Source organism: Pseudomaricurvus sp. HS19, from assembly GCF_009857815.1.
Taxonomy (GTDB): domain Bacteria; phylum Pseudomonadota; class Gammaproteobacteria; order Pseudomonadales; family Cellvibrionaceae; genus Pseudomaricurvus.
Map to the genome: position 1 here is coordinate 403,054 of NZ_WVVW01000001.1, position 22,560 is coordinate 425,613.

At 59.6% G+C, this 22,560-nt stretch carries 18 protein-coding genes and 1 tRNA gene; 11 read left to right on the forward strand and 8 right to left on the reverse strand.

Annotated features, from left to right (window positions below; translation table 11 throughout):
- Nucleotides 1–214: 214 nt before the first annotated feature.
- From GSF27_RS01640 to GSF27_RS01650, 3 genes are read right to left on the reverse strand one after another with little or no spacing between them, the layout of a single operon-like run.
- Complete coding sequence (locus GSF27_RS01640) at nt 215–1,774, reverse strand: glycosyltransferase family 39 protein (protein ID WP_160965054.1); 1,560 nt, start codon at nt 1,772–1,774, stop codon at nt 215–217.
- Nucleotides 1,761–2,138, reverse strand: coding sequence for a GtrA family protein (locus tag GSF27_RS01645; RefSeq protein ID WP_160965056.1), 378 nt, complete (start codon nt 2,136–2,138; stop codon nt 1,761–1,763). Before GSF27_RS01645 ends, GSF27_RS01640 begins: the two co-directional genes overlap by 14 nt.
- Nucleotides 2,117–3,070 (reverse strand): glycosyltransferase, encoded by a 954-nt coding sequence (locus GSF27_RS01650; protein WP_160965058.1) that lies wholly within the window; start codon nt 3,068–3,070, stop codon nt 2,117–2,119. Before GSF27_RS01650 ends, GSF27_RS01645 begins: the two co-directional genes overlap by 22 nt.
- A gap of 249 nt (nt 3,071–3,319) precedes the next feature.
- Here GSF27_RS01650 and gltX point away from each other — a divergent pair, with 249 nt between their 5' ends.
- From gltX to GSF27_RS01665, 3 genes are all read left to right on the forward strand, one after another.
- On the forward strand, nt 3,320–4,810 hold the full coding sequence (gltX, locus tag GSF27_RS01655) for a glutamate--tRNA ligase (RefSeq protein ID WP_160965060.1): 1,491 nt from the start codon (nt 3,320–3,322) through the stop codon (nt 4,808–4,810).
- A gap of 335 nt (nt 4,811–5,145) precedes the next feature.
- The gene (locus GSF27_RS01660; protein WP_160965062.1) at nt 5,146–5,670 is read left to right on the forward strand and encodes a hypothetical protein; all 525 of its coding nucleotides are present in this window, start codon (nt 5,146–5,148) and stop codon (nt 5,668–5,670) included.
- Nucleotides 5,671–5,795: 125 nt separating this feature from the next.
- Nucleotides 5,796–5,871: transfer RNA gene (locus GSF27_RS01665), tRNA-Ala, on the forward strand.
- Between the two features lie 67 nt (nt 5,872–5,938).
- On the opposite strand, the gene GSF27_RS01670 is transcribed toward GSF27_RS01665, so the two are convergent.
- Nucleotides 5,939–6,250, reverse strand: coding sequence for a TraR/DksA C4-type zinc finger protein (locus GSF27_RS01670; protein WP_160965064.1), 312 nt, complete (start codon nt 6,248–6,250; stop codon nt 5,939–5,941).
- Nucleotides 6,251–6,368: 118 nt separating this feature from the next.
- Between GSF27_RS01670 and GSF27_RS01675 the strand changes: the two genes are divergently transcribed.
- From GSF27_RS01675 to trxC, 3 genes are all read left to right on the forward strand, one after another.
- The gene (locus tag GSF27_RS01675) at nt 6,369–7,238 is read left to right on the forward strand and encodes a hypothetical protein (protein WP_160965066.1); all 870 of its coding nucleotides are present in this window, start codon (nt 6,369–6,371) and stop codon (nt 7,236–7,238) included.
- A 98-nt stretch (nt 7,239–7,336) separates the two neighbouring features.
- Nucleotides 7,337–8,080, forward strand: a complete 744-nt coding sequence (locus tag GSF27_RS01680) for an HAD family hydrolase (protein WP_160965068.1) — start codon at nt 7,337–7,339, stop codon at nt 8,078–8,080.
- A gap of 21 nt (nt 8,081–8,101) precedes the next feature.
- Entirely contained in the window at nt 8,102–8,542 is a 441-nt protein-coding gene (trxC, locus tag GSF27_RS01685) for a thioredoxin TrxC (RefSeq protein ID WP_160965070.1), read from the forward strand.
- 126 nt (nt 8,543–8,668) lie between these two features.
- Here the strand turns inward: trxC and fusA are convergent, their stop codons facing one another.
- Nucleotides 8,669–10,762, reverse strand: coding sequence for an elongation factor G (gene fusA, locus GSF27_RS01690; RefSeq protein WP_160965072.1), 2,094 nt, complete (start codon nt 10,760–10,762; stop codon nt 8,669–8,671).
- A 235-nt stretch (nt 10,763–10,997) separates the two neighbouring features.
- Between fusA and GSF27_RS01695 the strand changes: the two genes are divergently transcribed.
- Complete coding sequence (locus GSF27_RS01695; RefSeq protein WP_160965074.1) at nt 10,998–11,222, forward strand: hypothetical protein; 225 nt, start codon at nt 10,998–11,000, stop codon at nt 11,220–11,222.
- A 41-nt stretch (nt 11,223–11,263) separates the two neighbouring features.
- Here the strand turns inward: GSF27_RS01695 and GSF27_RS01700 are convergent, their stop codons facing one another.
- Nucleotides 11,264–11,755 carry a hypothetical protein gene (locus GSF27_RS01700; RefSeq protein WP_160965076.1) on the reverse strand — a complete coding sequence of 164 codons (492 nt, stop codon included), beginning with the start codon at nt 11,753–11,755 and terminating at the stop codon, nt 11,264–11,266.
- A 201-nt stretch (nt 11,756–11,956) separates the two neighbouring features.
- On the opposite strand from GSF27_RS01700, the gene GSF27_RS01705 reads away from it, so the two are divergent.
- The 3 genes from GSF27_RS01705 (at nt 11,957) to GSF27_RS01715 (ending at nt 15,609) form a co-directional block, all read left to right on the forward strand.
- On the forward strand, nt 11,957–12,760 hold the full coding sequence (locus tag GSF27_RS01705; protein ID WP_160965078.1) for a DUF3014 domain-containing protein: 804 nt from the start codon (nt 11,957–11,959) through the stop codon (nt 12,758–12,760).
- A gap of 173 nt (nt 12,761–12,933) precedes the next feature.
- Nucleotides 12,934–14,823 carry a propionyl-CoA synthetase gene (locus GSF27_RS01710; RefSeq protein WP_160965080.1) on the forward strand — a complete coding sequence of 630 codons (1,890 nt, stop codon included), beginning with the start codon at nt 12,934–12,936 and terminating at the stop codon, nt 14,821–14,823.
- A gap of 198 nt (nt 14,824–15,021) precedes the next feature.
- Nucleotides 15,022–15,609: a DUF1415 domain-containing protein gene (locus GSF27_RS01715; protein WP_160965082.1), complete on the forward strand. Its 588-nt coding sequence runs from the start codon at nt 15,022–15,024 to the stop codon at nt 15,607–15,609.
- On the opposite strand, the gene GSF27_RS01720 is transcribed toward GSF27_RS01715, so the two are convergent.
- Nucleotides 15,584–16,423: a S1 RNA-binding domain-containing protein gene (locus GSF27_RS01720; protein ID WP_160965084.1), complete on the reverse strand. Its 840-nt coding sequence runs from the start codon at nt 16,421–16,423 to the stop codon at nt 15,584–15,586. The two genes, GSF27_RS01715 and GSF27_RS01720, sit on opposite strands and share 26 nt — an antisense overlap.
- A gap of 325 nt (nt 16,424–16,748) precedes the next feature.
- Between GSF27_RS01720 and GSF27_RS01725 the strand changes: the two genes are divergently transcribed.
- Nucleotides 16,749–19,592 (forward strand): PAS domain-containing protein, encoded by a 2,844-nt coding sequence (locus GSF27_RS01725; protein WP_160965086.1) that lies wholly within the window; start codon nt 16,749–16,751, stop codon nt 19,590–19,592.
- Between the two features lie 26 nt (nt 19,593–19,618).
- On the opposite strand, the gene GSF27_RS01730 is transcribed toward GSF27_RS01725, so the two are convergent.
- Nucleotides 19,619–22,534 carry an insulinase family protein gene (locus GSF27_RS01730; protein ID WP_160965088.1) on the reverse strand — a complete coding sequence of 972 codons (2,916 nt, stop codon included), beginning with the start codon at nt 22,532–22,534 and terminating at the stop codon, nt 19,619–19,621.
- Nucleotides 22,535–22,560 lie beyond the last annotated feature (26 nt).

Genomic DNA, 22,560 nt, shown 5'->3' on the forward strand with positions numbered 1-22,560 from the left:
TCACGCAATTACTACTGTGTTGACACAGCAAATCATAAGCCTCGCGCCCCCGGAAGTTCCAGAGCCGGTTGCGTGGGCGACGCTTAATTCTACGTTATATAGATCCTGCTGGCGCCTGTCGAATATTTTTACAGGGGCGGGAATCTGCCGGGGTCAGCGCCTTTTCGTTCAGGGGTGCTGCTGGTCCGGTAGCTGCGCCCTGACAGTGAACGGCTTAATACGCCGGGGCATACTCGGGCGGGCGCTCGGGGTTGGAGATGGCCTTGCTGCCGCCAGCGGATTGATTCAGTTCTGTCACGGAGTAGAGGGAATCAAACCAGCGGCTATTGTCCACCAGCAGTGGCGTGCTGGTGACCACTGTCTCCTTGTAGCTGTGGCGGAACACCATCCACACCTTGCCACCGGACAGTTCATAATGGGTGGCATCGGTGCCGACGATATAGCGAATGCCATTGGCCATAACTGCGTCACTCTCCGGTTGCAACTTGAGGGCTGAAGTCAGTGCCGGGCCGAGGCGGTTGGTCAGCGCCTGCCACTGTTCGTTGTTCTGCAGCGGCATGGTGGTCAGTGGTTCGCCCCATTGGGGTTTGTCGGCGTAGCGCATAACGCCCCAGAAGACGCTGACGTTGGGGATAATGACGGTATCCCCGGGGCGGGCGTGCTCAGCCACATAGTTGCCGACATTACTCAGCACGTTGGTCTGTTTGGTGTAGGTGGCGTAGCCAATATTCTTGTACATGGCCGCGGCGATAATCAGCACCCCCAATCCCTGCAGCAGCCGGGACGGGGACTGCGACACGGCGATAGCGGCGCCTATGGCCAGAAAAGGCAGCAGGCTGGCACCAAACACCGGTGGTTTGAACATGGACTTGTGTAACAGCCAGCCCATGAACACAGCGGTTAATACCCCGGCTACCGGCACCGCCAGCGCCAGCCTGCGACCCTGAGGGTGGGTCGCCGCGAGCACCAGCAGGGAGGCGAATATCGCACCGCCCCAGTAGAGCCCTGATCCGCGTGTGCCCCAGGGCATGGTCAGCTCAGCCGGGTAAACCAGCAGCGAGGCGAAGCCCGGTGGCCCCATGGGTTCGGTGCCGCGGATCAGCGCACTGGCGACCAGGAAGGCGGCTCCGGCCACAAACAGCAGTTGCACCAGTACCCAGCCGGTGAACAGCTTGCGGGTGATCAGCGGCCGCTGTTCCACCAGTGCTGCCAGCGCGAAGAACAGGGTGAAATAGAAACCGATGGCGTGGGAGTAGGCAAAACACCACTGTGCGATCAGGATACACAGTGCGTTGCGCAAGGACGGTGTCGCCAGGAAGTACCGGTTGGCAAACCAGCAGAGCACTGCCAGGCCCGGCAGCAGCCCGTACATCCGCAGGTTGGTGGCGCCGCTGGCAAATACCGGCAGTGCCGCGAAAATGGCTGCCGCCCACAGGGCTGTCTGTTTGCCGTAAGCCGTGCGGGTACAGGCATAAATGCAGAGCAGGCTACAGAGACTGAAGAACAGGGAGCTTAACAGGATCCAGCGGTCGGACTCCGGCGCCAGGCTGCTCCAGCCTTTCAGCAACAGGAAATAGAAAAACGGATGGATGTCATTGCGAATGACCTGAACAAAAAAGTGGGGCAGGGGTTGCAGGCTGTGGGTAATGGCAATGGTTTCATCGCCAAACAGGGCTTCCCGGTGCAGGCAGGACCAGGCGGCGGCGAGTACACCCAACAGCAGGGCGAGTATGGGAAACCAGTTGGGCGGGAGTTTGCTGTCAGGGTGATTCATGGCGTCCCTTTCCGAAAACCAGGTGTTTGTAAGCAAAAAAACTCACACAACTTTGTGTAGCGGTGGCAATGGCAATGGCCAGCAATGGCTCGGCGTGAAGTCCCAGCAGCCCCAGATAGAGGACATAATTCAATCCCGCCATGGTAACGGCCACAGTCACATAGCTGGCCAGTTCGGCGGCGGAGCGCTGTTGCTGTGTCTGGTAGGTAAATGTGCGGTTGGCCAGCCAGGTAAACAGCATGGCCAGGCTGATGGCCGGTATCCGTGCGGACCAGGCGGGCAGGCCCAGGGCAATCAGTAGATAGGTGGTGGCGCTGTCGATAACAAAGCCGGAGCCGCCGACTAGGAGGAAACGGATAAACATCGAGGGGCATCTTCCTTGATGGCGGTTGCGGGAATGCTCATGTACCAGATGCGCTTCTGTTCCAGCCGCCCCCTGGCGACACTGTCCAGGATCAGGCCGCTGACCATAAAGATACCGGCCAGCAGGACCATGCCGGTGGCGAGGATAGCGGTGGGGAAGCGCGGAACCAGTCCGGTATCCAGATAGGTGAACACCAGTGGCAGGGCGATCAGGACTGCCAGTGCGGTGAGGATGATGGCGATAACACCGAAAAAGCGGGCCGGCCGGATCTCCTTGAACAGGATGAGGAAGGTGAAGAAGATCCGCAGCGCATCCCTGACGGTTCTCAGCTTGCTGCTCGACCCCTCCTGTCTGGCGCCATACTCGGTTGGCATCTCTTCGACGGGGATGCGCAGCTGACTGGCATGAACCGACATCTCGGTCTCGATCTCAAAGCCGGAGGAGATGGCAGGGAAACTTTTGACATAGCGTCGGCTGAACACCCGGTAACCGGAAAAAATATCGGTGAACAAGGGACCGAAGAGGCTGCGGTAGACGCGGTTAAAGAGCTGGTTGCCAAAGCCGTGTCCGCGACGATGGGCGTTGGCGTAGACATTCTTGCGGGTACCTACCACCATGTCAGCGCCGGACTGGGTCAGCTTGGCGATCATCTCCGGCGCTACGCTGAAATCGTAGGTGCCGTCACCGTCGGCCATCAGGTAGATGTCCGCTTCCACGTCGGTGAACATGCGCCGCACCACATTGCCCTTACCCTGCCAACGCTCCTGCCGCACCACCGCGCCGGCGGCCCTGGCTTCGGCAATGGTATTGTCGGTCGAGCAGTTGTCGTAGACGTAAATGGTGGCCTGGGGCAACACCGAGCGGAAGTCGGAGACGACCTTGCGGATTGACAACCCCTCGTTGTAACAGGGGAGAAGAACGGCTATTTCCATCAGATTGATTCCCTTGTAACTACCCTTGACAGGGTCCCCCATTCCTTGCGGGGTTCCATACTCCACCGATGTTAGCGCGTGTTGCCACATTAAGGAAGATGCCCCCGGGCCTTGCCCTCCTTCGGGGCCATGAACCACCGCAGGCATTCACCATATGCGGCGCATTGCCTATAATGAGCGGCTTTTCATTCCAGTCTATGTCTGGTGCCGGCAGCAATAGCCGTTTTTAACCCTTTGGAACAGAATTCAATGACCGTCCGTACCCGTATCGCGCCGTCGCCCACCGGCGATCCACACGTAGGCACAGCCTACATTGCACTCTTCAATCTCTGCTTTGCCCGCCAGCATGGCGGTGAGTTTATCCTGCGCATCGAAGATACGGATCAGGCGCGTTCCACCCCGGAGTCGGAGCAGGCCATTCTCGACAGCCTGCGCTGGCTGGGACTGGAGTGGGAAGAGGGGCCGGACAAGGGCGGCCCCCACGGTCCTTACCGCCAGAGCGAGCGTGGCGATATCTACGCCCGTTACGCCGAACAGCTGGTGGAAGCCGGTCATGCTTTCCGCTGCTACCGCACCCCTGAGGAGCTGGACGAGCTGCGCGAGGCGCGCCGTGCCGCTGGTGGCTTCGCGGCTCTCAAGCCCAGTGAACTGCAGCTACCCGCCGCCGAGGTGGAGCGTCGCCAGGCGGAGGGGATGCCCTATGTGATTCGCATGATGGTGCCGGAAGGTGAGGGCCCGTGCCCGATTGAGGATATGCTGCGTGGCACCATTGAGCTGGACTGGGGGCAGGTGGATGCCCAGGTGCTGCTCAAGTCCGATGGTATGCCAACCTATCACCTGGCCAATGTGGTGGACGATCACCTGATGGGGATTACCCATGTGCTGCGGGGCGAGGAGTGGATCAACTCGGCACCCAAGCACAAACTGCTGTATCAGTATTTCGGCTGGGAGATGCCGGCGCTGTGCCACCTGCCGCTGCTGCGCAACCCTGACAAGTCCAAGCTCAGCAAACGCAAGAATCCTACCTCGATTCTCTACTACCAGCGCATGGGCTTCCTGCCGGAGGCGCTGCTGAACTATCTGGGCCGTATGGGCTGGTCCATGCCGGACGAGAGCGAGAAGTTCACGCTGCAACAGATGATCGACAATTTTGATATCCAGCGGGTCTCCCTGGGCGGTCCCATCTTCGATGTGGAAAAGCTCTCCTGGCTCAACAGTCTGTGGATTCGTGAAGACCTGTCACTGGAGCAGCTGGCGGATCGCCTGCAGCAGTGGCTGTTCAACCGTGACAGCCTGATGGCTGTGCTGCCCCACGCCCAGACCCGTATGCACACCCTCAGTGACTTTGCGCCGCTGACGGCGTTCCTGGCTTCCGGCCAGTTGCCCCTCAGTACCGACTCTTTTGCCGAGGCTGGCCTGGAAGAGGAGCAGCTGAAGCAGGTACTGCAATTTGCCCTCTGGCGCCTGGAAGCGCTGCGCCACTGGCAGCGTGACGAGATTTTCCAGACACTGAAGACCCTGGCAGGGGAGATGGGAATCAAGCTGAAGGATTTCCTGGCGCCGCTGTTTATTGCCATTGCCGGCACCACGTCATCTTTCTCGGTGATGGACTCCATGACCCTGTTGGGCCCCGATATGAGCCGGGCCCGTCTGCGCCATGCACTGCAGGTGGTGGCCGGTGAGCTGGGTAAAAAGCAGTTGAAGAAACTGGAAAAAGCCTACGCAGAGCTCTCTGCCTGATCCGCTGGTGCTGTCCGGCAGCCCCGGGTTCGCCCCTGGGTTGCTGGCAGTCCAATGTGGTGCCTGCACGCTAAAATCGCTCCGGATTTGCCCTTTGGAGGGGCGTCCGCAGGTTTTTATGCCCAATCCATCAGAATTTCCGCTAATCGATAAGTAAAAAATTTAAATGTGATGCGTGTCACACCTTGAGGGTTTGCTGGCGCGAGTTTAAACTTCACGTGTCCGATAAGAGTTATTTCGCGTCATCAGTACAGGGATCCGTTTAAACGCACCGCCCCGGAATTGGGGAGGACTATCCCGCCCAAGGATGCCGCACATGGAGATGTGTCCCGCTCATGAATATCGAAACCTTTCTTTCCGTTGATCAGCTTCTGCAGCCCTGGCAATTCAGCGCCCTCAACGGCTCCCAGATGGCGTTATTGGCCACTGTCACGGTTTTGCTCCTGCTTGCCCTGGTGCTGGTGGTAGGGCGCGGGCAAGCCCGGCTTGATACAGGCGTTAGCGGTCCCCTGGCAGAGCAATACCGCCAGCAGATGACCAGGGCGCTGGCGGAAGGGGTGCAGCTGTCTCATGAAGACCAGGCGCTGGTTTTGGCCGAGGCTGAAGTGACTGCCGAGCCTATCCATTTTTCCACCGGTGTTGTGGCTCAGGAGCTTCCCGAGGAAACGGGCAAGCCCAGGCTGGAACTGGTTGGTGGCAGTGACCACAATCGTCCCCGCGCCAGTGATGACGAGCTGATGCAGGGGATTCGCCGGAAGACCCGCGATTACATACCACCGGCCTGCATCGCCGGAGGCTATATCGTTGAGGAGATGGCTGCAGCGGAAGGCCTCGAGAAGTACGCCGTTTCCCACAGCTGAGGTTGTATTTCGATCAAGAAATATCCAGCGGTGCAATTTCGCTAAGCTACTGAAAAATATAGGTTGACAGTGGGCACCCGGGTGTTAAAATGCGCCCGCTTTCGAGGGAAAGCACACCGGTTTCCGGGGCTATAGCTCAGCTGGGAGAGCGCAACACTGGCAGTGTTGAGGTCTGCGGTTCGATCCCGCATAGCTCCACCACATTAAAAAGCCCGCTTCGCAAGAAGCGGGCTTTTTTGTTTTCCGGCACCCGTAAAATGACGTCAGCTCAGGCGCATCGGGTGCACAGGGTAGCTTCCGGTATGGCCTCCAGCCGGCCCGCCGGAATCGCGTCGCCGCACCGTTCGCAGGTGCCATATTCTCCCGCGTCAATCTGCTCCAGGGCACGATTGATCTGGCGAATCTCTGTTTCAGCCTCCAGTCGCAGTGAGCGCAGTACGTCGTCGTTCTCCGATTCCGTAGTCTGTTCCGAAAAGTCTGCCGGTTTGCCCTGGGCAAAGTCGGCCTTGATGGCAGCCACTCTGCGTAGCAGCTCTGCACGCTGCGCCAGCAATTTGTTTTTGATTTGCTTGGTATCCATAATGCCCTCGTTTCCGGAGTAGCGTAGATCAGGGTGTGCGCCGCTGTTTTGACGCATGACATTCAGGCTAGCTCTATTTACCAGATTAGACCGTCGATCAGGCAGGTGGTGCGCTGGCGTGAAGATTATCCTCAGTCGCAAGGGTTTTGATTCCTCATCCGGCGGCTGCCCGAGCCCGTTGTTTCCTGATGGGCAACTCTATTCATTACCCATACCGGATGCGGCGGCTGCCGTGCGCTACTGTGATCTCGCGCCTGCGGGTATTGCGTCTAAGGGATTGGTCAGCCAGCTGACCGGGCGTCGCCATGCCTCGAGGCTGGGAGCCCACCTGGACCCGGATTTGCGAGCGTCTGCGCTGCCCAGGCCAGAGGGTTGGCGGCCTTCCCTGGGGCAGGCGGGCAGCGCCCAGGGACATCTGCGCAACCAGCTGGTAGGTGCCGGGGACCTGTTTCTCTTCTTTGGCCTCTTCCGGCCCGTAGAGCGCTTTCGTGGGCGCTGGCAGTTCCGGCGTGCGGAACCGGCAAGGCATGTGCTTTGGGGTTGGCTGCAGGTGGACAGGGTGTGCCCTGTGGCGGAACTGACCGCTACGGAACGTTTGTGGCTGGCGGGGCATCCCCATCTGCAGCAGCAGCTCACCAACAACACGCTCTACGTCGGTCGCCGGCAGCTGGTGGTGAACGGCGTGCGGCAGAATGCCGCCGGTGCCGGTGTGTTTACCCATTTTGCAGGGTCGCTGCAGTTGTCCGATCCGGACTGCGTCAGTCCGCGACAGTGGCGGCTTCCTGCAGGCTTCTACCCCGACAATGACTTGCCTCCTCTCAGCTATCATCACAACCCCGGGGTCTGGCGTCGGCAGGGTGGGCACTGCTATCTGCACAGTGCAGCCAGGGGCCAGGAGTTTGTGTTACAGGCGGATTACTATCCCCGGGTTTTAAGCTGGGCCTGTCAGTTAATAGGGCAGTCAGGGTGCGACAGCTTTACTGTATAGAGGGAGTGACCATAGCTGGCTGAGGGGGTGCGCCACTGAAACCTGTCGGCAGGATGCGTTACAATAGCCCGCCCATCTACAGACCCAAGATACCGCCGATGTTAAAAGCCCTCTTTTTTGATATGGATGACACCCTGTGCGATACCCGCAAAGCCAATCGTATAGCCACTGAAAAACTGGCCGCAGCGGTGGAGGGTTGCTTCCCGGATCGCGTCAACGGCCAGCAGTTTGCGGCGAGCTATATCAAGGGCATTTACCGGGATTGGACTGAGGGTGAGCGCGCGCGCTATCTGCCCATTGCGGAAGGCGAGGGAGAGGGGGTGTTTCGTGTGCAGCTGATTCGCGATTTGCTGCAGCTGCAGGGCGTAGGCGATGTCACGGGCGAGCAGGCCGATTTCCTGCAGAGCCGGTTTGATCAGGACCGTATTGATGCCTTTGATTTTTATCCCGGTATCGCGGAGTTCCTGCGCAATGCACGACAGTTTTTTACGCTGGTGGTCATTACCAATGGGCCGGAGTTTTCCCAGGTGCCCAAGGTGGAGCGGGTGCGGATGGCCGATTACGTGGATCACGTGATTATCGGTGGGCAGGAGCCGGAGCAGAAGCCTGCGCGCTCCATCTTCGCCAAGGCCCTGCAGTTGGCCGCTTGTGAGCCGCACGAGGCCATCCATGTGGGTGACAGCCTAGCGGCGGATATCGCCGGTGCCCATAACAGCGAGATCACCTCGGTGTGGATCCGGCATCAGCAGCCGCTGGATGCCGAGCTGGGTATTGAGCCCCATCATACGGTGATGCACCCGGAAGAGATTCCGCAGCTGATTCGTCAGTTGCACCCACACTGAAGCCTGTCGGAGAGGTTGTCGATGAGTATTGTGCACGTAACCTGTAGTCACTGCGGCTCCAAAAACCGCCTGCCGCAGGAGCGCCTCGGGGATAGACCTGTATGTGGCAAGTGCAAGAAACCGGTGCTCAGCAATCGCCCTCTGCAGCTAAGCAGCGCCAATGTTGCCGCGGTACTGAATCACAACGATCTGCCTGTGTTGGTGGACTGCTGGGCCTCCTGGTGTGGCCCCTGCAAAACCTTTGCGCCGATTTTTGATCAGGCCGCAAGCCAGTGGCAGACAAAGTTGCGGCTGGCCAAGCTTAATACCGAGGTGGAGCAAGGGGTCGCGGGTCGCTGGAAGATTCGCTCGATTCCAACCCTCATTCTTTTCCGTCAGGGCAGGGAGGTGGCACGTATGTCCGGGGCCTTGCCCTTGCCCCAGTTGCAGCAGTGGTTGCAGCAGCAGGGTGTCGCGCTCTGACCACTCTTCACTTTCGCTGAGTCTGCGCGCCCGCACTGGCTCGGTCTCCCCATCTGAATTCTCACCAGCCACAAACAAAAACACCCGCCGGGGCGGGTGTTTTTAAGCAGCAAAGCTTGAAGAAGATTACTTCTTGGCAGCTTCTTTGCGAGCCTTGGCTTCAGCGATAACCTTGTCGGCTACCTGCTGAGGACATGAGTTGTAGTGGCTGAACTCCATGGAGAACTGGCCGCGACCGGAGGTCATGGTACGCAGTGAACCAATGTAGCCAAACATCTCGGCGAGAGGTACATCCGCCTTGATGCGTACGCCGGTAGAGGCTGGTTCCTGATCCTTGATCATGCCGCGACGACGGTTCAGGTCACCAATCACGTCACCCACGTTGTCCTCCGGAGAGAACACGTCAACTTTCATGATCGGCTCGATCAGCTGAGGACCGGCTTTCGGCATGCTCTGGCGATAGGCGCCCTTGGCAGCGATTTCAAATGCAATCGCAGAGGAGTCAACCGCGTGGTAGCCACCGTCGAACAGCTCGACGTGTACGTCCAGCATCGGGAAGCCAGCCAGAGGGCCTTCGTTCATCATCAGGCGGAAGCCTTTCTCGACGGCCGGGAAGAATTCCTTCGGAACGTTACCGCCCACAACAGTGGATTCGAAGGTGTAGCCAGTGCCTGGCTCGTTCGGACGGATGCGGTAGTCAATCTTACCGAACTGACCGGAACCACCGGACTGCTTCTTGTGGGTGTAGCTGTCTTCGATGGCCTTGGTGATGGTTTCACGGTAAGCCACCTGAGGAGCACCCACTTCCAGCTCAACGCCGTAAGTACGCTTGAGGATGTCAACTTTAATGTCCAGGTGCAGCTCGCCCATACCTTTCAGAATGGTTTCACCGGAATCTTCGTCGGTCTCAACCTGGAAGGAGGGGTCTTCGGCAACCAGTTTACCGATGGCAATACCCATCTTCTCGGTAGCAGCCTTGTCTTTAGGCTTAACCGCGATGGAGATCACTGGCTCAGGGAAGATCATGGGTTCCAGGGTGCACTCGTGGTCAGTAGAGCACAGGGTGTGACCGGTCTGGACGTTCTTCATACCCACGATGGCAATAATGTCACCGGCCTGGGCACTGGAAATCTCGGTACGGTCGTTGGCGTGCATCTCTACCATACGGCCGATACGCTCGGTCTTGCCGGTGGCGGAGTTGAGGATGGTGTCACCCTTGTTCAGCTTGCCGGAGTAGATGCGTACGAAGGTCAGGGCGCCGAAACGGTCGTCCATGATCTTGAATGCCAGCGCGCGCAGGGGCTCGTCGGCAGAAACAATGGCTTTGTCGCCAGTGGGCTCACCGGTCTCGGGATCAGTCAGATCCTGTGGGTCAACTTCGGTTGGGGAGGGCAGGTAGTCAACAACGCCGTCCAGAACCAGCTGGATACCCTTGTTCTTGTAGGCGGAGCCACAGAAGGTTGGGAAGAAGGCCAGGTCGCGGGTACCCTTGCGGATACAGGCTTTGATCTGCTCAATGGATGGCTCTTCGCCTTCCATGTAGGCTTCCATCAGGTCATCGTCCTGCTCTACGGCAGTCTCGATCAGCATTTCACGGTACTCGGCAGCCTTTTCGACCATGTCGGCAGGGATGTCGGTAACTTCGTAGTTTTCTGGCTGGCCGGACTCGTCCCAGATGTAGGCTTTCTGGGTCAGAACGTCAACAACGCCGCAGAACTCGTCTTCTACGCCGATAGGCAGGGTCATAACCAGCGGGTTGGCCGCCAGCACTTTTTTCACCTGCGCCACAACCTTGTAGAAGTCGGCACCCATGCGATCCAGCTTGTTGATGAAGATCAGGCGGGATACTTCAGAGTCGTTCGCGTAGCGCCAGTTGGTTTCGGACTGGGGCTCAACGCCGCCGGAACCACAGAATACGCCGATGCCGCCATCGAGAACTTTCAGGGAGCGGTATACCTCAACGGTAAAATCCACGTGCCCGGGAGTATCGATGATGTTCATCCGGTGATCTTTCCAGAAACAGGTGGTCGCGGCGGACTGAATGGTAATACCGCGCTCGGCTTCCTGCTCCATGAAGTCGGTGGTCGCAGCACCATCGTGCACGTCGCCGATCTTGTGGATTTTACCGGTGAGCTTGAGGATACGCTCGGTAGTAGTGGTCTTACCGGCGTCAACGTGGGCGAAGATACCGATATTTCTGTACTTGGATAAGTCTGTCATTGCGATTCTCGATATGGCAGGGCGAAAAATAAAGCGCGAAGTATACAGGCATAGCGGGGTTGCTAGAAGGGGGCGCAACGTGAATTTTTCAGGGCATCCCCGCCCGGGCCCGGAGGGGCGTCGGGGATTGGCCTTCGCTAGTGGTATCGCCGCCTGATTCTGGTAGAGTCCCGGCCGCGCGGCATAGCCCGGGGTGGCCGCATGGCAGTAATCGAACTGGAACAGGGGGAGAGCGATGAGGGTAACTGTAGTCTACGGGTTTGACAGCGGCCAGCTGGCAAACCGCTTCCTGAATCGGCTCAAGAGCGGGGAGGTGCCCGGCGTAAAGGCCCATTTGCATCGTGGCTCTGATAGCGTCGCTGCGGTCTATTCCCTGACCGCGAAAGATGGTTTTGATGCCACATGCAGTCAACTGGATGATCTGGCCGCCACCCTGGGTGGCCGGGAAATTACCCCCTGACGTACTTGCTGTCTATATAAAGGAAACCGGGGCCGCGCTGTTCAGCGCGGCAGGCCGTTAATCAACCCTTCAAACTTCTGTTGCAGGTCGGTGGCCATCTGCAGGGTTTTGGCCTCCAGCTGGGTGCGGGCCTTGTTGTACTCGTCACTGATTTCCTGCTCTTTCTCGCCGAGATAATCCCGGCTGTTCATGGCGGCGAGGTGAGCCTGCAGCCGGGCGTAGTCGACTTCCGCCCCGGCTTCCCGTTTGGCCTGCCCCAGGACATGGCCGACGGTCTCCTGCAGTTGCTGCCAGTGGTCATAGGCATCCATGGTGGCCAGGTGGGCCTGCAGGGCGGCGTGATCCATGGAGCCTTCCAGTTGTGCACTGGCGTCGCGCAGGTGGTCTCCCAGGCTGGTGACATGGAAGCGGGCGTGGGTCCACAGTTTGCGAGCGTCTTTGGGCAGTTCATCTATCCTTTCCTCAACGGTCTCTTCAATCTGCTCCAGCAACTCGGAGGTTCGTTTGAGGGCTTCTTTCATCTTATCGTTCATAGTGAGCTTCCTGCCGTGGTTATTATTTGGCGGTTTAAGTCTAGGCAAAGAGAGCGCATTCGGGCTTGATCTGCGTCATAGCCCCGCATCCGGGCTATAAATCGCCTTAAAACGATCATAATTGAGCAGAAACTTATTGTTACTTACAGCGTCCCATCTAGCGGATAGCGAGCAGCAGAGACCAACAACAGGGGAGAGGGTATGAAGAACTGGATTATTGCGTTGGCCGTGGCGGTAGTGGTGGGCGGCCTGGCGGGCTGGCTGTTGAGTATGAAGGACAGCCCGGAGGAGGTGCCGGAGGTGGTGGGCAGTGTGGAACCACCGGCAGCTCCATTGGAGGTCGGCGAGATGGAGCCGGTAGCGGAAGAGGAGGTGGTGGCCGAAGAGGTTCCTGAGCCGGAGCCTGAAGTGCCGGTACCGGAAAAGCTCAATGACAGTGACGGCACCGTGGCCGAGGTGGTTGCCCAATTGTCGCCAACCCTGGGGCAGTGGTTGCTGCCCGAAGAGCAGGTGCGCAAGTGGGTGTTGGCCGTGGACATGATGGCCGGTGGTGAGGTGCCCCGGCGCCACACCCCCTGGAACTATCCGTTGCCGCCGTTTGCGGTGGTACCCGCGGGTGAACCCGGCGCCGCCGAGGTGGAGCACTTCCTGGCAGCAGACAGCAACGATGAGCGCCTGACCGCCATGCTGGATGCCATCCGGGTCATACCGCCCCGCACCATGGGTCGCTACTACCGCGCCTGGTTGCCGACACTGGAGCAGGCCTACGCGGAGCTGGGTAAAACCGGCACCTTTGCAGAGCGGGTGGATGAAGCGGTTACCCGCATATTGGCTGTGCCGGAAGCCCCTGCGGTCGCCGAGCTGGAGCGCCCCCACGTTTTCTATCAGTACAGTGATCCGGCGCTGGAAAAGCAGGATGCGTTGACCAAGGCACTATGGCGTGCGGGGGAGGACAACCGCAAGGCGCTGCAGGCGTATCTGCGCGAGCTGAGATTTTACCTGTAGCCGGCAATGGCATGGGCTAAATGGCATGGTCCGAATGGCGTGAGGAAGGTGTTGTAAATCAAGGGCTTTGCAACAATCTTCGACCATCGTCTTATTGGCGCTGAAAGTCGGTCTGGGTAAGCTGATGGGCTGTGAGATTACACCCATAATTATCAGAATGAGCACAGAAGACTATGACTTACCTGAGTGAATATCGCCGCTCCATTGATCAGCCTGAATCATTTTGGGCCGAGAAGGCGGCAGCACTGGACTGGTATCAGGCGCCTACCCGGATTTTGGGTAAAGATGAAAATGGTATGGATCGCTGGTTTGTCGACGGGGTGATGAACACCTGTCACATGGCCGTGGACCATCATGTCGCTGAAGGTCGCGGTGACCAGGTAGCCTTCTACTACGACTCCCCGGTAACCAACAGCAAGCAGGCGATTACCTTTGCCGAGCTGCAGCGTGACGTTGCACAGCTGGCCGGGGCTCTGGTTGCTCTCGGCGTCACCAAAGGTGACCGGGTCCTGATCTATATGCCCATGGTGCCGCAGGCGGCCATGGCGATGCTGGCCTGCGCACGTTTGGGTGCGGTGCACTCGGTAGTATTTGGTGGGTTCGCGGCCCATGAGCTGGCGGTGCGTATTGATGATGCGCAGCCCAAGGTGGTGTTGTCTGCCTCCTGCGGTATTGAGGTAGGGCGGGTGATCGAGTACAAGCCCCTGCTGGACAAGGCAATCGACCTGGCGGAACACAAGCCACAGTCCTGCGTGGTATTGCAGCGCCCACAGGCTACTGCCCCTCTGACTGAAGGGCGTGATCACGACTGGAATACCCTGGTGGCTGCGTCAGCACCGGCCGACTGTGTGCCGGTCAGTGCCACCGATCCCCTCTATATTCTCTATACCTCCGGTACCACCGGTAAGCCCAAGGGGGTGGTTCGGGATAACGGCGGTCATGCCGTTGCCATGCACTACAGCATGAAGATGCTCTACAACATGAACCCCGGAGAGGTGTTCTGGGCCGCGTCCGACGTGGGCTGGGTGGTGGGCCACTCCTACATTGTCTACGCGCCGCTGCTGGCGGGTGTGACCTCTGTCTTCTACGAAGGCAAACCTGTGAAAACCCCCGACGCCGGCGCTTTCTGGCGGGTGGTGGACGAATACCGGGTCAAGGCGTTGTTCTCTGCACCTACTGCGTTCCGCGCGATCAAGAAAGAAGATCCGGAATCCAAATGCCTGCAGGGTTACGATCTCTCCTGCCTGGAAACCGTATTTATGGCGGGCGAGCGTCTGGATCCGCCCACCTATCACTGGGTAAAAGACCTGCTGGGTGTGCCAGTGGTGGATCACTGGTGGCAGACAGAAACCGGCTGGGCCATTGCCGGCAACCCCACCGGCATTGAGACCATGGCGGCCAAGGCCGGCAGTGCAACCCTGCCCATGCCGGGCTACAACGTACAGATCCTGGATGAGAGCGGTCACGAAGTGGGCCCCAACCAGCAGGGTGCGGTAGCGGTCAAGCTGCCACTGCCACCGAGCTGCCTGCCTACCATCTGGGGTAACTTTGATCGTTTCCGTGCGGGCTACCTTTCCCAGTACGAGGGTTACTACGTTTCCGGTGACGGCGGCTACAAGGATGAAGACGGCTACGTCTTCATCATGGGTCGCACCGATGACGTTATCAACGTGGCCGGCCACCGTCTCTCCACCGGTGAAATGGAAGAGGTTCTGGCAGGCCATCCGGCCGTGGCTGAGTGTGCCGTTATCGGTGTCAGCAACGAGCTTAAGGGTCAGTTGCCTGTGGGCCTGGTGCTGCTGAAGGATGGTGTGGAGATTGACCCTGAGGCGCTGCAGAAAGAGGTGATCGCCATGATGCGTGAAACCATCGGCGCGCTGGCCTGTTTCAAGACCAACCTGGTGGTGAACCGCCTGCCCAAAACCCGTTCCGGCAAAATCCTGCGCAAGCTGCTGCGGCAGATGGCTGACGGCGAAGAGTACACCGTACCGTCCACCATTGACGATCCCGCCTGCCTGCCGGAGTTGCAGGAGCTGTTGCAGGGTCTTGAACTGACCGGCTGATCCGGCCGCTGGTGTCCCTCCCGCACCCGGGCAGTCTTTGCCCGGGTCGTCTTTACAGGGGTGAGCTTCTCTTCCTCCGGTTCTCCCCCCCCCATTCCAGGCCTGGTTTAGCGAGGCAAAACACGCTTTTGGCGGTAAACTGTGCGCCTCTTCAGGCCCGTGCCGGGTCTGATGTGTCGGGAAGCAGGGCGTTTACTCATGAGCAGTAGTGATCATATATCCGCGGAAAATCACGACGTCGTGGTGCAGCAGGTACAGAGCTGGCTGCAGCAGGTGGTGGTGGGACTGAATCTCTGTCCCTTTGCGGCGGCTCCCATGCGTCGCCAGCAGATTCGCTACCGGGTGGTCAGCGAGCGGGGGGAAGAGGGGATACTGGAGGTGTTGGCGCAGGAGCTGGGTTATCTGGACGAGCACCCCGAACTGGAGACCAGCCTGCTGATTTTGCCCGACCAGCTCAGTGATTTTGCAGACTACAACCAGTTTCTCGACTGGGTGGATGCGCTGCTTGCCAGCGCCGGCTGGGAGGGGATTTTCCAGGTGGCAAGTTTTCACCCGGATTACTGTTTCGCCGGCGCAGCAGAGGATGATGTGGAGAACTGGACCAATCGCTCACCCTATCCGCTGCTGCACCTGATCCGGGAAGACCGGCTCGAGGCGATGCTGGATCGCTACCCGGACGCCGACGCCATCCCCGAAACCAATATGGAAACCCTGCGCAACCTCAGTGCCGGGCAGCGACGCCAGCTGTTTCCCCACTGTTTCAGCGAGCGTTATCCAGAAGGGTGATACCGTCCTCGCCAATGTCGATACGGCGCTCCTTGTAGAGCTGGCCGATGGCTTTCTTGTAGGTCTTCTTGCTGACACTGTAGACGTGATAGATGTCGTCCGGCGCACTGCTGTCGGTGAGGGGTGAGTGGCCGCCGTTGGCGCGCAGGTTGGCAATAATCTGCTCGGTCAGTTGCTCCCGCTGCTGGATGGGTGGCAGCTGCAGGCTGACATTCACCTTGCCGTCGGGGCGCACATCCTTGATGTACCCCTTCACCTGCTGGCCGTACTTGAGCGGCTTGAAGGCGTCATCGCGAAACAGCAGGCCGAGACAGTTGCCCTCAATGACCACCTTATACCCCAGTTCGGTGCGCCCGCAGACCAGCAGCGAGACGGGTTGCTGTGGCTTCAGGTAGCGTGATGTCTCCGGGATGTGGCGGCTCAGGCGACTGCTGGCCACCAGCCGCTCCTGGTTGTCGAGGTAGAGCGTGACCACATAGGAGCGTCCCAGCTCCATGGGTTTGTTCTGCTCCTTGAACGGTACCAGCAGGTCCTTGGGCAGGCCCCAGTCCAGAAAGGCACCATAGCGGTTGACGTCCGTCACCTTGAGCCAGGCACAGGCGCCACGCACCAGTTTCGGGGTCTCGGTGGTGGCGATCAACTGATCCTCGGAATCGAGGTAGATAAAGACCCGCAGTGTGTCGCCAACCTGCTTGCCTTCCGGCAGGTAGCGTTTGGGCAGCAGGATGCGCCCGTAGCGGCCACCATCGAGAAACGCGCCGAAGTCCACCATTTTATCGATGGTCAGGTTGTTGAATTGTCCAATTTCTACCATGCGGTGCGCTCCGGGGTACGGGCCAGCGGGAAAAGGCGGCAGTGTAAGGGGTGCGGGCCGTGGCGTAAATTAATACCGCTGCAGAGGTTAATTATTAGTCAGATTGGTAATTTTGCGTTTGACTCTGCCAGCGGCAGGGATACTCTATGGCGACAGGCTGACACACAAAAATAATAAACGGGCCGTAACAGGCCTGAGAATAATAATAGTTCTGGCAAGCCGGAGTGCTTGCCCAAAGAACGTATCGAGGGGCACAGAGGTGATTAACGACGGCGGGCCATCGGCTTACCCGGGCGGGGGATTGGACGGCAGCGATCTGGCTGCAATGGATCATGCACAACTGGTGCGAATGCTGGAGGCATCCGGTATCGGATACATTCTCTGGAGCGCCAATAACTTTGAAACCCATCTGACAGACAGCCTCTGGCGTATGCTTGGCTACGACCCGCAAGGGGAGGCCGGTAGCGTCAGCTTCCAGAATGCGTCCGCCAATGCCCGTGATCTGGTGCACCCGGACGACCGCAGCTACATTACCCGCGAACTGGCCAGTGTCCTCACCTCCCCGAAAACCTATCAGCTCGAATGCCGCTTGCTTCACGCCGGCGGTCACTATCGTTGGGTAAAAATCCAGGGGCGGGCATTTGATTGGGACGACACGGGTATGGCCCGGCAGATGGTGGGCAGTGTCTTCGATATTCATGAGCTGAAACTGCTGCAGCAGGAGACGGAACGTCGCCGCCAGCGTGCTGACTGGCTGCGGTCGGTCAGTGGGCAGCTGTTTGAAAATGGCAGTGAGGCGGTGATCCGGCACTCACTGCGGGAGCTCTGTGAGCAATTTGGTGCTAATCGGGGCTACCTGCGGTTGCGGGACCAGGTCACCGGCCTGTACAGCATTGCTGCCGAGTGGCATGCCGGCGATTTGCAGCCTTTCCTGGAGGTGCTGCCGGCCGATTATGAGGCCTTGATGCAGAAACAGCTGGGGGGGATTCTGCCCCGGCAGGGGGTACTGCTGCGTCGCAATACCGATGCCCATACCGGGCGGCAGAAACATATCCGCCAGTTGTTGGGGATTGAGCAGGCGATCCTTATTCCCCTCTACCACGATCAACAGGTGCAGGGTGTGCTGTCGGTGATGTCGGCGCAGGAGCAGCAGTGGGATGAGGAGCTGCTGGAGCTGGCCCAGGAGCTGGCGCGGATCCTCTCGCTGGTGATTTTCCGCACCACGCTTGTTCGCGACCTGGAGGAGAGCCGCCACCGCTTTCAGTTTGCCATGGAGGCGACCCAGGATGGCATCTGGGATATCGACCTGGCCCGGGACGCGCTCTATGCCAGCCAGGGCTACTACCAGATGATTGGTCGCCATCAGTCCGAATTTCCCGATGGTTGGCAGCAGTGCTTCGAGATTGTTCACCCGGATGACAAGGAGCGCCTGCGGGGGCAGTTCCTGCAGTTTTTCGCATCGGATGTGGCCACCCTGAACTGCGAGTTTCGCCTCTGCCACAAGAATGGTTCTGTTGTCTGGGTGATGGCGCGCGCCACCAAAACCGAATTCGACGGGCAGGGCAATGTCACCCGGGTGGTGGGTGTGAATACCAATATCACCGAATTCAAGCACGCGCTGGCGAGCCTGGAGCAGGCGCGGATTGAGGCCAGCGCCGCGAGTCAGGCGAAGAGTGAATTCCTGGCGCGCATGAGCCATGAAATACGCACCCCGATGAATGCCATTATGGGGCTCTCCAGCTTGTTGCTGGAGGGGCAGTTGTCGCAGGAGCAGCACAGTAACGTACAGCATATCGACGACGCCGCAGGCTCATTGCTGCGTATCATTGATGACATTCTCGATTTCTCGAAGATTGAGGCCGGCAAAATGCGCCTCGATGAAGAGCGTGTTGACCTGTCAGCGCTGGTCAGTGGCCTCTCCAATATGCTCGCCCTCAAGGCACAACAGAAGGGGCTGGCACTGGTGTTTGATATTCACCCGGATGTGCCTGAGCACATTCGGGGTGACCGCACCCGCTTGCAGCAGGTGATGCTGAACCTGCTCAGTAACGCCGTAAAATTTACCTCCCGGGGCGGGGTGTACATGACCCTGCAGATGGGGGCGGCCGGTGAGCTGGAGATCCGTGTGCGGGATACGGGTATCGGTATTGCGCAGGAGATACAGCGGCAACTGTTCAAACCCTTTGCCCAGGGCGACGGCTCTGTGACCCGTCGTTTCGGCGGCACCGGCCTGGGGTTGGTGATCTGTAAACACCTGGTGGAGTTGATGGGCGGTGTCATCGAGTTGAGCAGCACGCTGCAGGAAGGCAGTGAGTTCCGGGTGCGGCTGCCGGTGAGCTGTGCGTTGACGGTGAGAAACGATGTCGCCGCAGACGCGCGCTTTACTGTGGTCGATGAGGATGGCGAACATGCAGTGGCGACCCTGCACCTGTTGCAGCGTATGGGCAGTGCCGGTGTCCGTCGGCGTTCGCTGCCGGAGCTGATGACCGATCCGCAACAATTGGCCGGGGAGGGTAGTCCCCACTTCCTGATGGTGGACGACAACTGTGCGACACCATCGCAACTGGAGCAGTTGCAGCAGCGGCTGCAGGTATTACAGCAGCCCCCACAAGTGGTGTGCGTCACACAGATTCACCGGGTGGAGCGCCTCAGTGCCGCCTTGCCTGGCGTCATTTTCCGTACCCGGCCACTGACTCCGGAAAAGCTGCAGTCCCTGTTGGTACGCTCTGTGTCGCCGTCGGTGGGGGTTACCTTGTCACACAGCGACACCCGGCGCCTGCAGGGCATGCGGGTGCTGGTGGTGGAAGACAATGTGGTCAATCAGAAGGTGGCGCTGGGTATGCTGGCCCGTTTCGGGGTGGAGGCGGAAGTGGCGGCGGATGGGCTGCTGGCACTGGAAGCGCTGAACGGCGCCGGTCACCGCTTTGATGCCATCCTGATGGATATGGAAATGCCCAATATGGATGGCTATCAGGCAACCCTGTGTATCCGTGAAGTACCTGAGCTGCAGCAGCTGCCGATTATCGCCATGACCGCCCATGCCATGCAGGGAGATCGGGAGAGGTGTCTGGCGGCGGGTATGAATGATTACCTCAGCAAACCGGTAACACCGGCCAGCCTGTGTAATGCCTTGCTGGCCTTTGTGCCGGACGATTGCGAGCCTGCCTGAGGCCGGCCCGCAATCTGGCAGCCTCGTCAGAGGCTGAGCACCTCCAGCCCCAGTTGAGCGACCCGCTCGCGATTGCCGCTGCTGGTGACCACCGCCACACTGGCCTTGTCCGCCTGCAGATAGGTTGCAGCCACCCGCTTGAGATCGTCAATGCTGACCTGCAGGATGCGCTGGCGGAACAGCTCGCGCCTGGCCTTGTCCCGCCCGAACAGCTCTGCCTGGAAAGTCTGCTTCGCTTCACCGGCTGGTGAGCTGGGCTTGTCCAGCGAACTGACCACACCGAGGATCGCCGCTTCCAGGGCGGCAAAGTCGTGCTCTTTGGCGAGCAACCACTCCACCGCACGGTCGAAGTCCTGCAGGGTCTCTTCCAGGCGCGGATCGCGATAGGAGAAAAAGCGGAAGGCGGCAATATTGCTGTCCTGGCTGGCGCCTCCACCGTAGGCTCCGCCCTGTTCACGGATGGCGCGGTGCAGGTAGCCGTTGCGCAGGAAGCCTCCCAGCACAGTCAGGGCGGCGGCATCGGGATGATCCATGGGCACAGTAGGGTAGGCCTTGGCGCAGAAGTTGACCTGGGTGTTGGCCAGCCAGGCTTCTTTCACCTGCGCGCTCACCGGCGCCAGACTGAATGGGGTTTGGGGCAGCGGCTCGGCGGAAGGCCACTGTTCACGGATCACCTGCTGATAGCCGTCCAGCGACTCTTTCTCGGCCACCACCAGATACTGCCGGGGGGCACTTTGCAGCTGTTCGTGCAGGGCCTGCAGCTGGCTGGCGAAATCCCGCAGCTGGGCGTCGTCCTGCAACGCCTTGTCCAGGCTCTTGAAGCGGCGTATCCCTTCGAGACCGTTGAGTCTGTGTGAGACCAGTGCTGACGGGCTCATGCCGGCGGAGGCGGCGGCCATGGCAAGGCCATGGCCGTTGCCGGTGACGCTCTGTTCGCGGCGGGCCCTGACCTGGGCCACCAGCTCCCGCAGTCGGGAGTGTTCGTCAAAGCGCACATCGTTCAGCGTGGCCCACATCAGTTCGCACAGGGCCGGCTGCTGCTCGCGCAGGGATTTGGCAGACAGGGTCAGCCTGGCCTGCACATTCTGCACGTCGTCGCTGGCACCGCGTATGGAGGTAAAGGCACTGATGGAGCCGGCTACCTGGGCCTGCCAGCGTTGTACGTCCAGATAGCTCTTGTCGCCGATGCCCAGCTCGGTGAGGAACATGCCGTAGCAGGAGAGCAGTTCCAGCTGCTCGTCGGAGAGCTCGGGCAGGTCAAGGATAATCTGTTGATAGACAATGCCATTGGTGCCGGCGGCGTAACTGGTAAGGGTGTTGGGCAGTTGTTCGACGCTGTCACTGGGTGTGTAGTGCATGGCCGCAGGAATATCCTCAAGCCCCACCTTGGGCAGGATACCGGGGTCGTCCACCCGCTGCTGGCGCTCTTCCAGAGCGTGGGCCTGGGCCACGATGGCGGCTTTGGCCTCTTCACTCAGCTGGCTGCGGATGCTGGCCAGGCGGGCTTTTTCGGCCTGCTCCTTGCGTTCGCCCAATTGCGCGTCGGGACGCAGGGTGAGGCGTACACGGTGCTGGTTATCCAGCAGCAGCTGCTGCGCCAGGCGCTTGATAAATTCCGGGTCCTTAATGTCCTCGTGCAGCGCTTCCAGGGTGGGATCGAGATTGAGCAGGGCAATCGGGTCGCCGCGGTGTGTTGCTGATGTGAGGGCAGTCATAATGATCTGCAGGCCGTAGGGGTAGCTGTCGCCACCCACTTCCCGCTGGTGCAGTTCCAGTTGCTGCAAGGCCGCCAGCAGTTGCTCGTAGGGAACCCCTTCGGCTGCCACCTGCTGGATTACTGACAGTACCAGCTCCTCCACCTTGTCGGCGTCGGCCGGCTCACAGCCTTCCAGACCACAGATAAAGGTCAGCTCTTTCTGTGAATCATCAAGGCCGCAGAGGGGGGAGGGGGCGTTACCCAGCTCTGTGGTTTCCAGTGCGTGCTGCAGCGGTGAGGCGCTGTTGTCCAGCAGGATGCTCGACAGCAGTTGTGCCTGCAGGCTCTCCTGCAGGTTGGTGGCCTTGCCCAGCAGCCAGGCAATCACCGTGTGACCACGACGCTCCAGTTCACCTTCCTCGCTCAGCGGGTAGGCCTCTTCCACCCTGACCGGTGCCAGGTAACGGCGTTCGTCGGGTACGGAAATCTGGCTGTCGAGACGGTCAAAGCGGCTCAGGGCCTGCTCCTCAAAACGCTCCTGCAGCTCCTGCACGGGAATGTCGCCATAGGTCATGAAGACGGCGTTGCTGGGGTGGTAGTGGGTCTTGTAGAAGTTCTGCAGCTGCTCGTAGCTGAGCTGCGGGATTTCGTCCGGGTCACCACCGCTGTTGTAGTGGTAAGTGGTGGTGGGGAACAGGTATTTACACAGGGTCTGCCACAGCTGCGACGGTACGGAGCTCATGGCGCCTTTCATCTCGTTGTACACCACACCCTTGTAAACCAGCTCCGACTCCGGGTTGCCGCTCTCGGCAAAATCAAAGCGGTGTCCCTCCTGGGCAAAGTCCAGTGGATCAAGGCGGGAGAAAAACACCGCGTCCAGGTAGACGTCCAGCAGGTTGTTGAAGTCCTTGCGGTTCTGACTGGCAAAAGGGTAAGCGGTCCAGTCAGAACTGGTGAAGGCGTTCATAAAGGTATTGAGGGAGCGGCGGATCATCATGAAGAAGGGATCGCGCACCGGATACTTTTCGCTGCCGCAGAGGGCGGTGTGCTCGAGAATGTGGGCCACCCCGGTGGAGTCGTGGGGCACCGTGCGCAGGGCCACCAGAAACACGTTCTCGTTGTTGTCGGCCGCAATGTGAATATGCTGCGCGCCGGTAGCCCGGTGCCGGTACTCCTCGACGGTTACCTGCAGGGACTCAATGGTCTGGCTGCGGAGCTTCTCAAATGCGGGGTGTGCTGCTGTCATTCCCAAAACCTCAATGCTGCGGACGG

Bases quoted from the DNA above. Each gene is read 5' to 3' on its own strand.
- GSF27_RS01645 (WP_160965056.1), bottom strand. From the start codon at position 2,138: ATGTTTATCCGTTTCCTCCTAGTCGGCGGCTCCGGCTTTGTTATCGAC.
- GSF27_RS01650 (WP_160965058.1), bottom strand. From the start codon at position 3,070: ATGGAAATAGCCGTTCTTCTCCCCTGTTACAACGAGGGGTTGTCAATC.
- fusA (WP_160965072.1), bottom strand. From the start codon at position 10,762: ATGACAGACTTATCCAAGTACAGAAATATCGGTATCTTCGCCCACGTT.
- GSF27_RS01670 (WP_160965064.1), bottom strand. From the start codon at position 6,250: ATGGATACCAAGCAAATCAAAAACAAATTGCTGGCGCAGCGTGCAGAG.
- GSF27_RS01715 (WP_160965082.1), top strand. From the start codon at position 15,022: ATGAGCAGTAGTGATCATATATCCGCGGAAAATCACGACGTCGTGGTG.
- GSF27_RS01680 (WP_160965068.1), top strand. From the start codon at position 7,337: ATGTTAAAAGCCCTCTTTTTTGATATGGATGACACCCTGTGCGATACC.
- GSF27_RS01705 (WP_160965078.1), top strand. From the start codon at position 11,957: ATGAAGAACTGGATTATTGCGTTGGCCGTGGCGGTAGTGGTGGGCGGC.
- GSF27_RS01700 (WP_160965076.1), bottom strand. From the start codon at position 11,755: ATGAACGATAAGATGAAAGAAGCCCTCAAACGAACCTCCGAGTTGCTG.
- GSF27_RS01660 (WP_160965062.1), top strand. From the start codon at position 5,146: ATGAATATCGAAACCTTTCTTTCCGTTGATCAGCTTCTGCAGCCCTGG.
- GSF27_RS01730 (WP_160965088.1), bottom strand. From the start codon at position 22,534: ATGACAGCAGCACACCCCGCATTTGAGAAGCTCCGCAGCCAGACCATT.
- GSF27_RS01720 (WP_160965084.1), bottom strand. From the start codon at position 16,423: ATGGTAGAAATTGGACAATTCAACAACCTGACCATCGATAAAATGGTG.
- GSF27_RS01695 (WP_160965074.1), top strand. From the start codon at position 10,998: ATGAGGGTAACTGTAGTCTACGGGTTTGACAGCGGCCAGCTGGCAAAC.
- gltX (WP_160965060.1), top strand. From the start codon at position 3,320: ATGACCGTCCGTACCCGTATCGCGCCGTCGCCCACCGGCGATCCACAC.
- GSF27_RS01725 (WP_160965086.1), top strand. From the start codon at position 16,749: ATGGATCATGCACAACTGGTGCGAATGCTGGAGGCATCCGGTATCGGA.
- trxC (WP_160965070.1), top strand. From the start codon at position 8,102: ATGAGTATTGTGCACGTAACCTGTAGTCACTGCGGCTCCAAAAACCGC.
- GSF27_RS01640 (WP_160965054.1), bottom strand. From the start codon at position 1,774: ATGAATCACCCTGACAGCAAACTCCCGCCCAACTGGTTTCCCATACTC.
- GSF27_RS01710 (WP_160965080.1), top strand. From the start codon at position 12,934: ATGACTTACCTGAGTGAATATCGCCGCTCCATTGATCAGCCTGAATCA.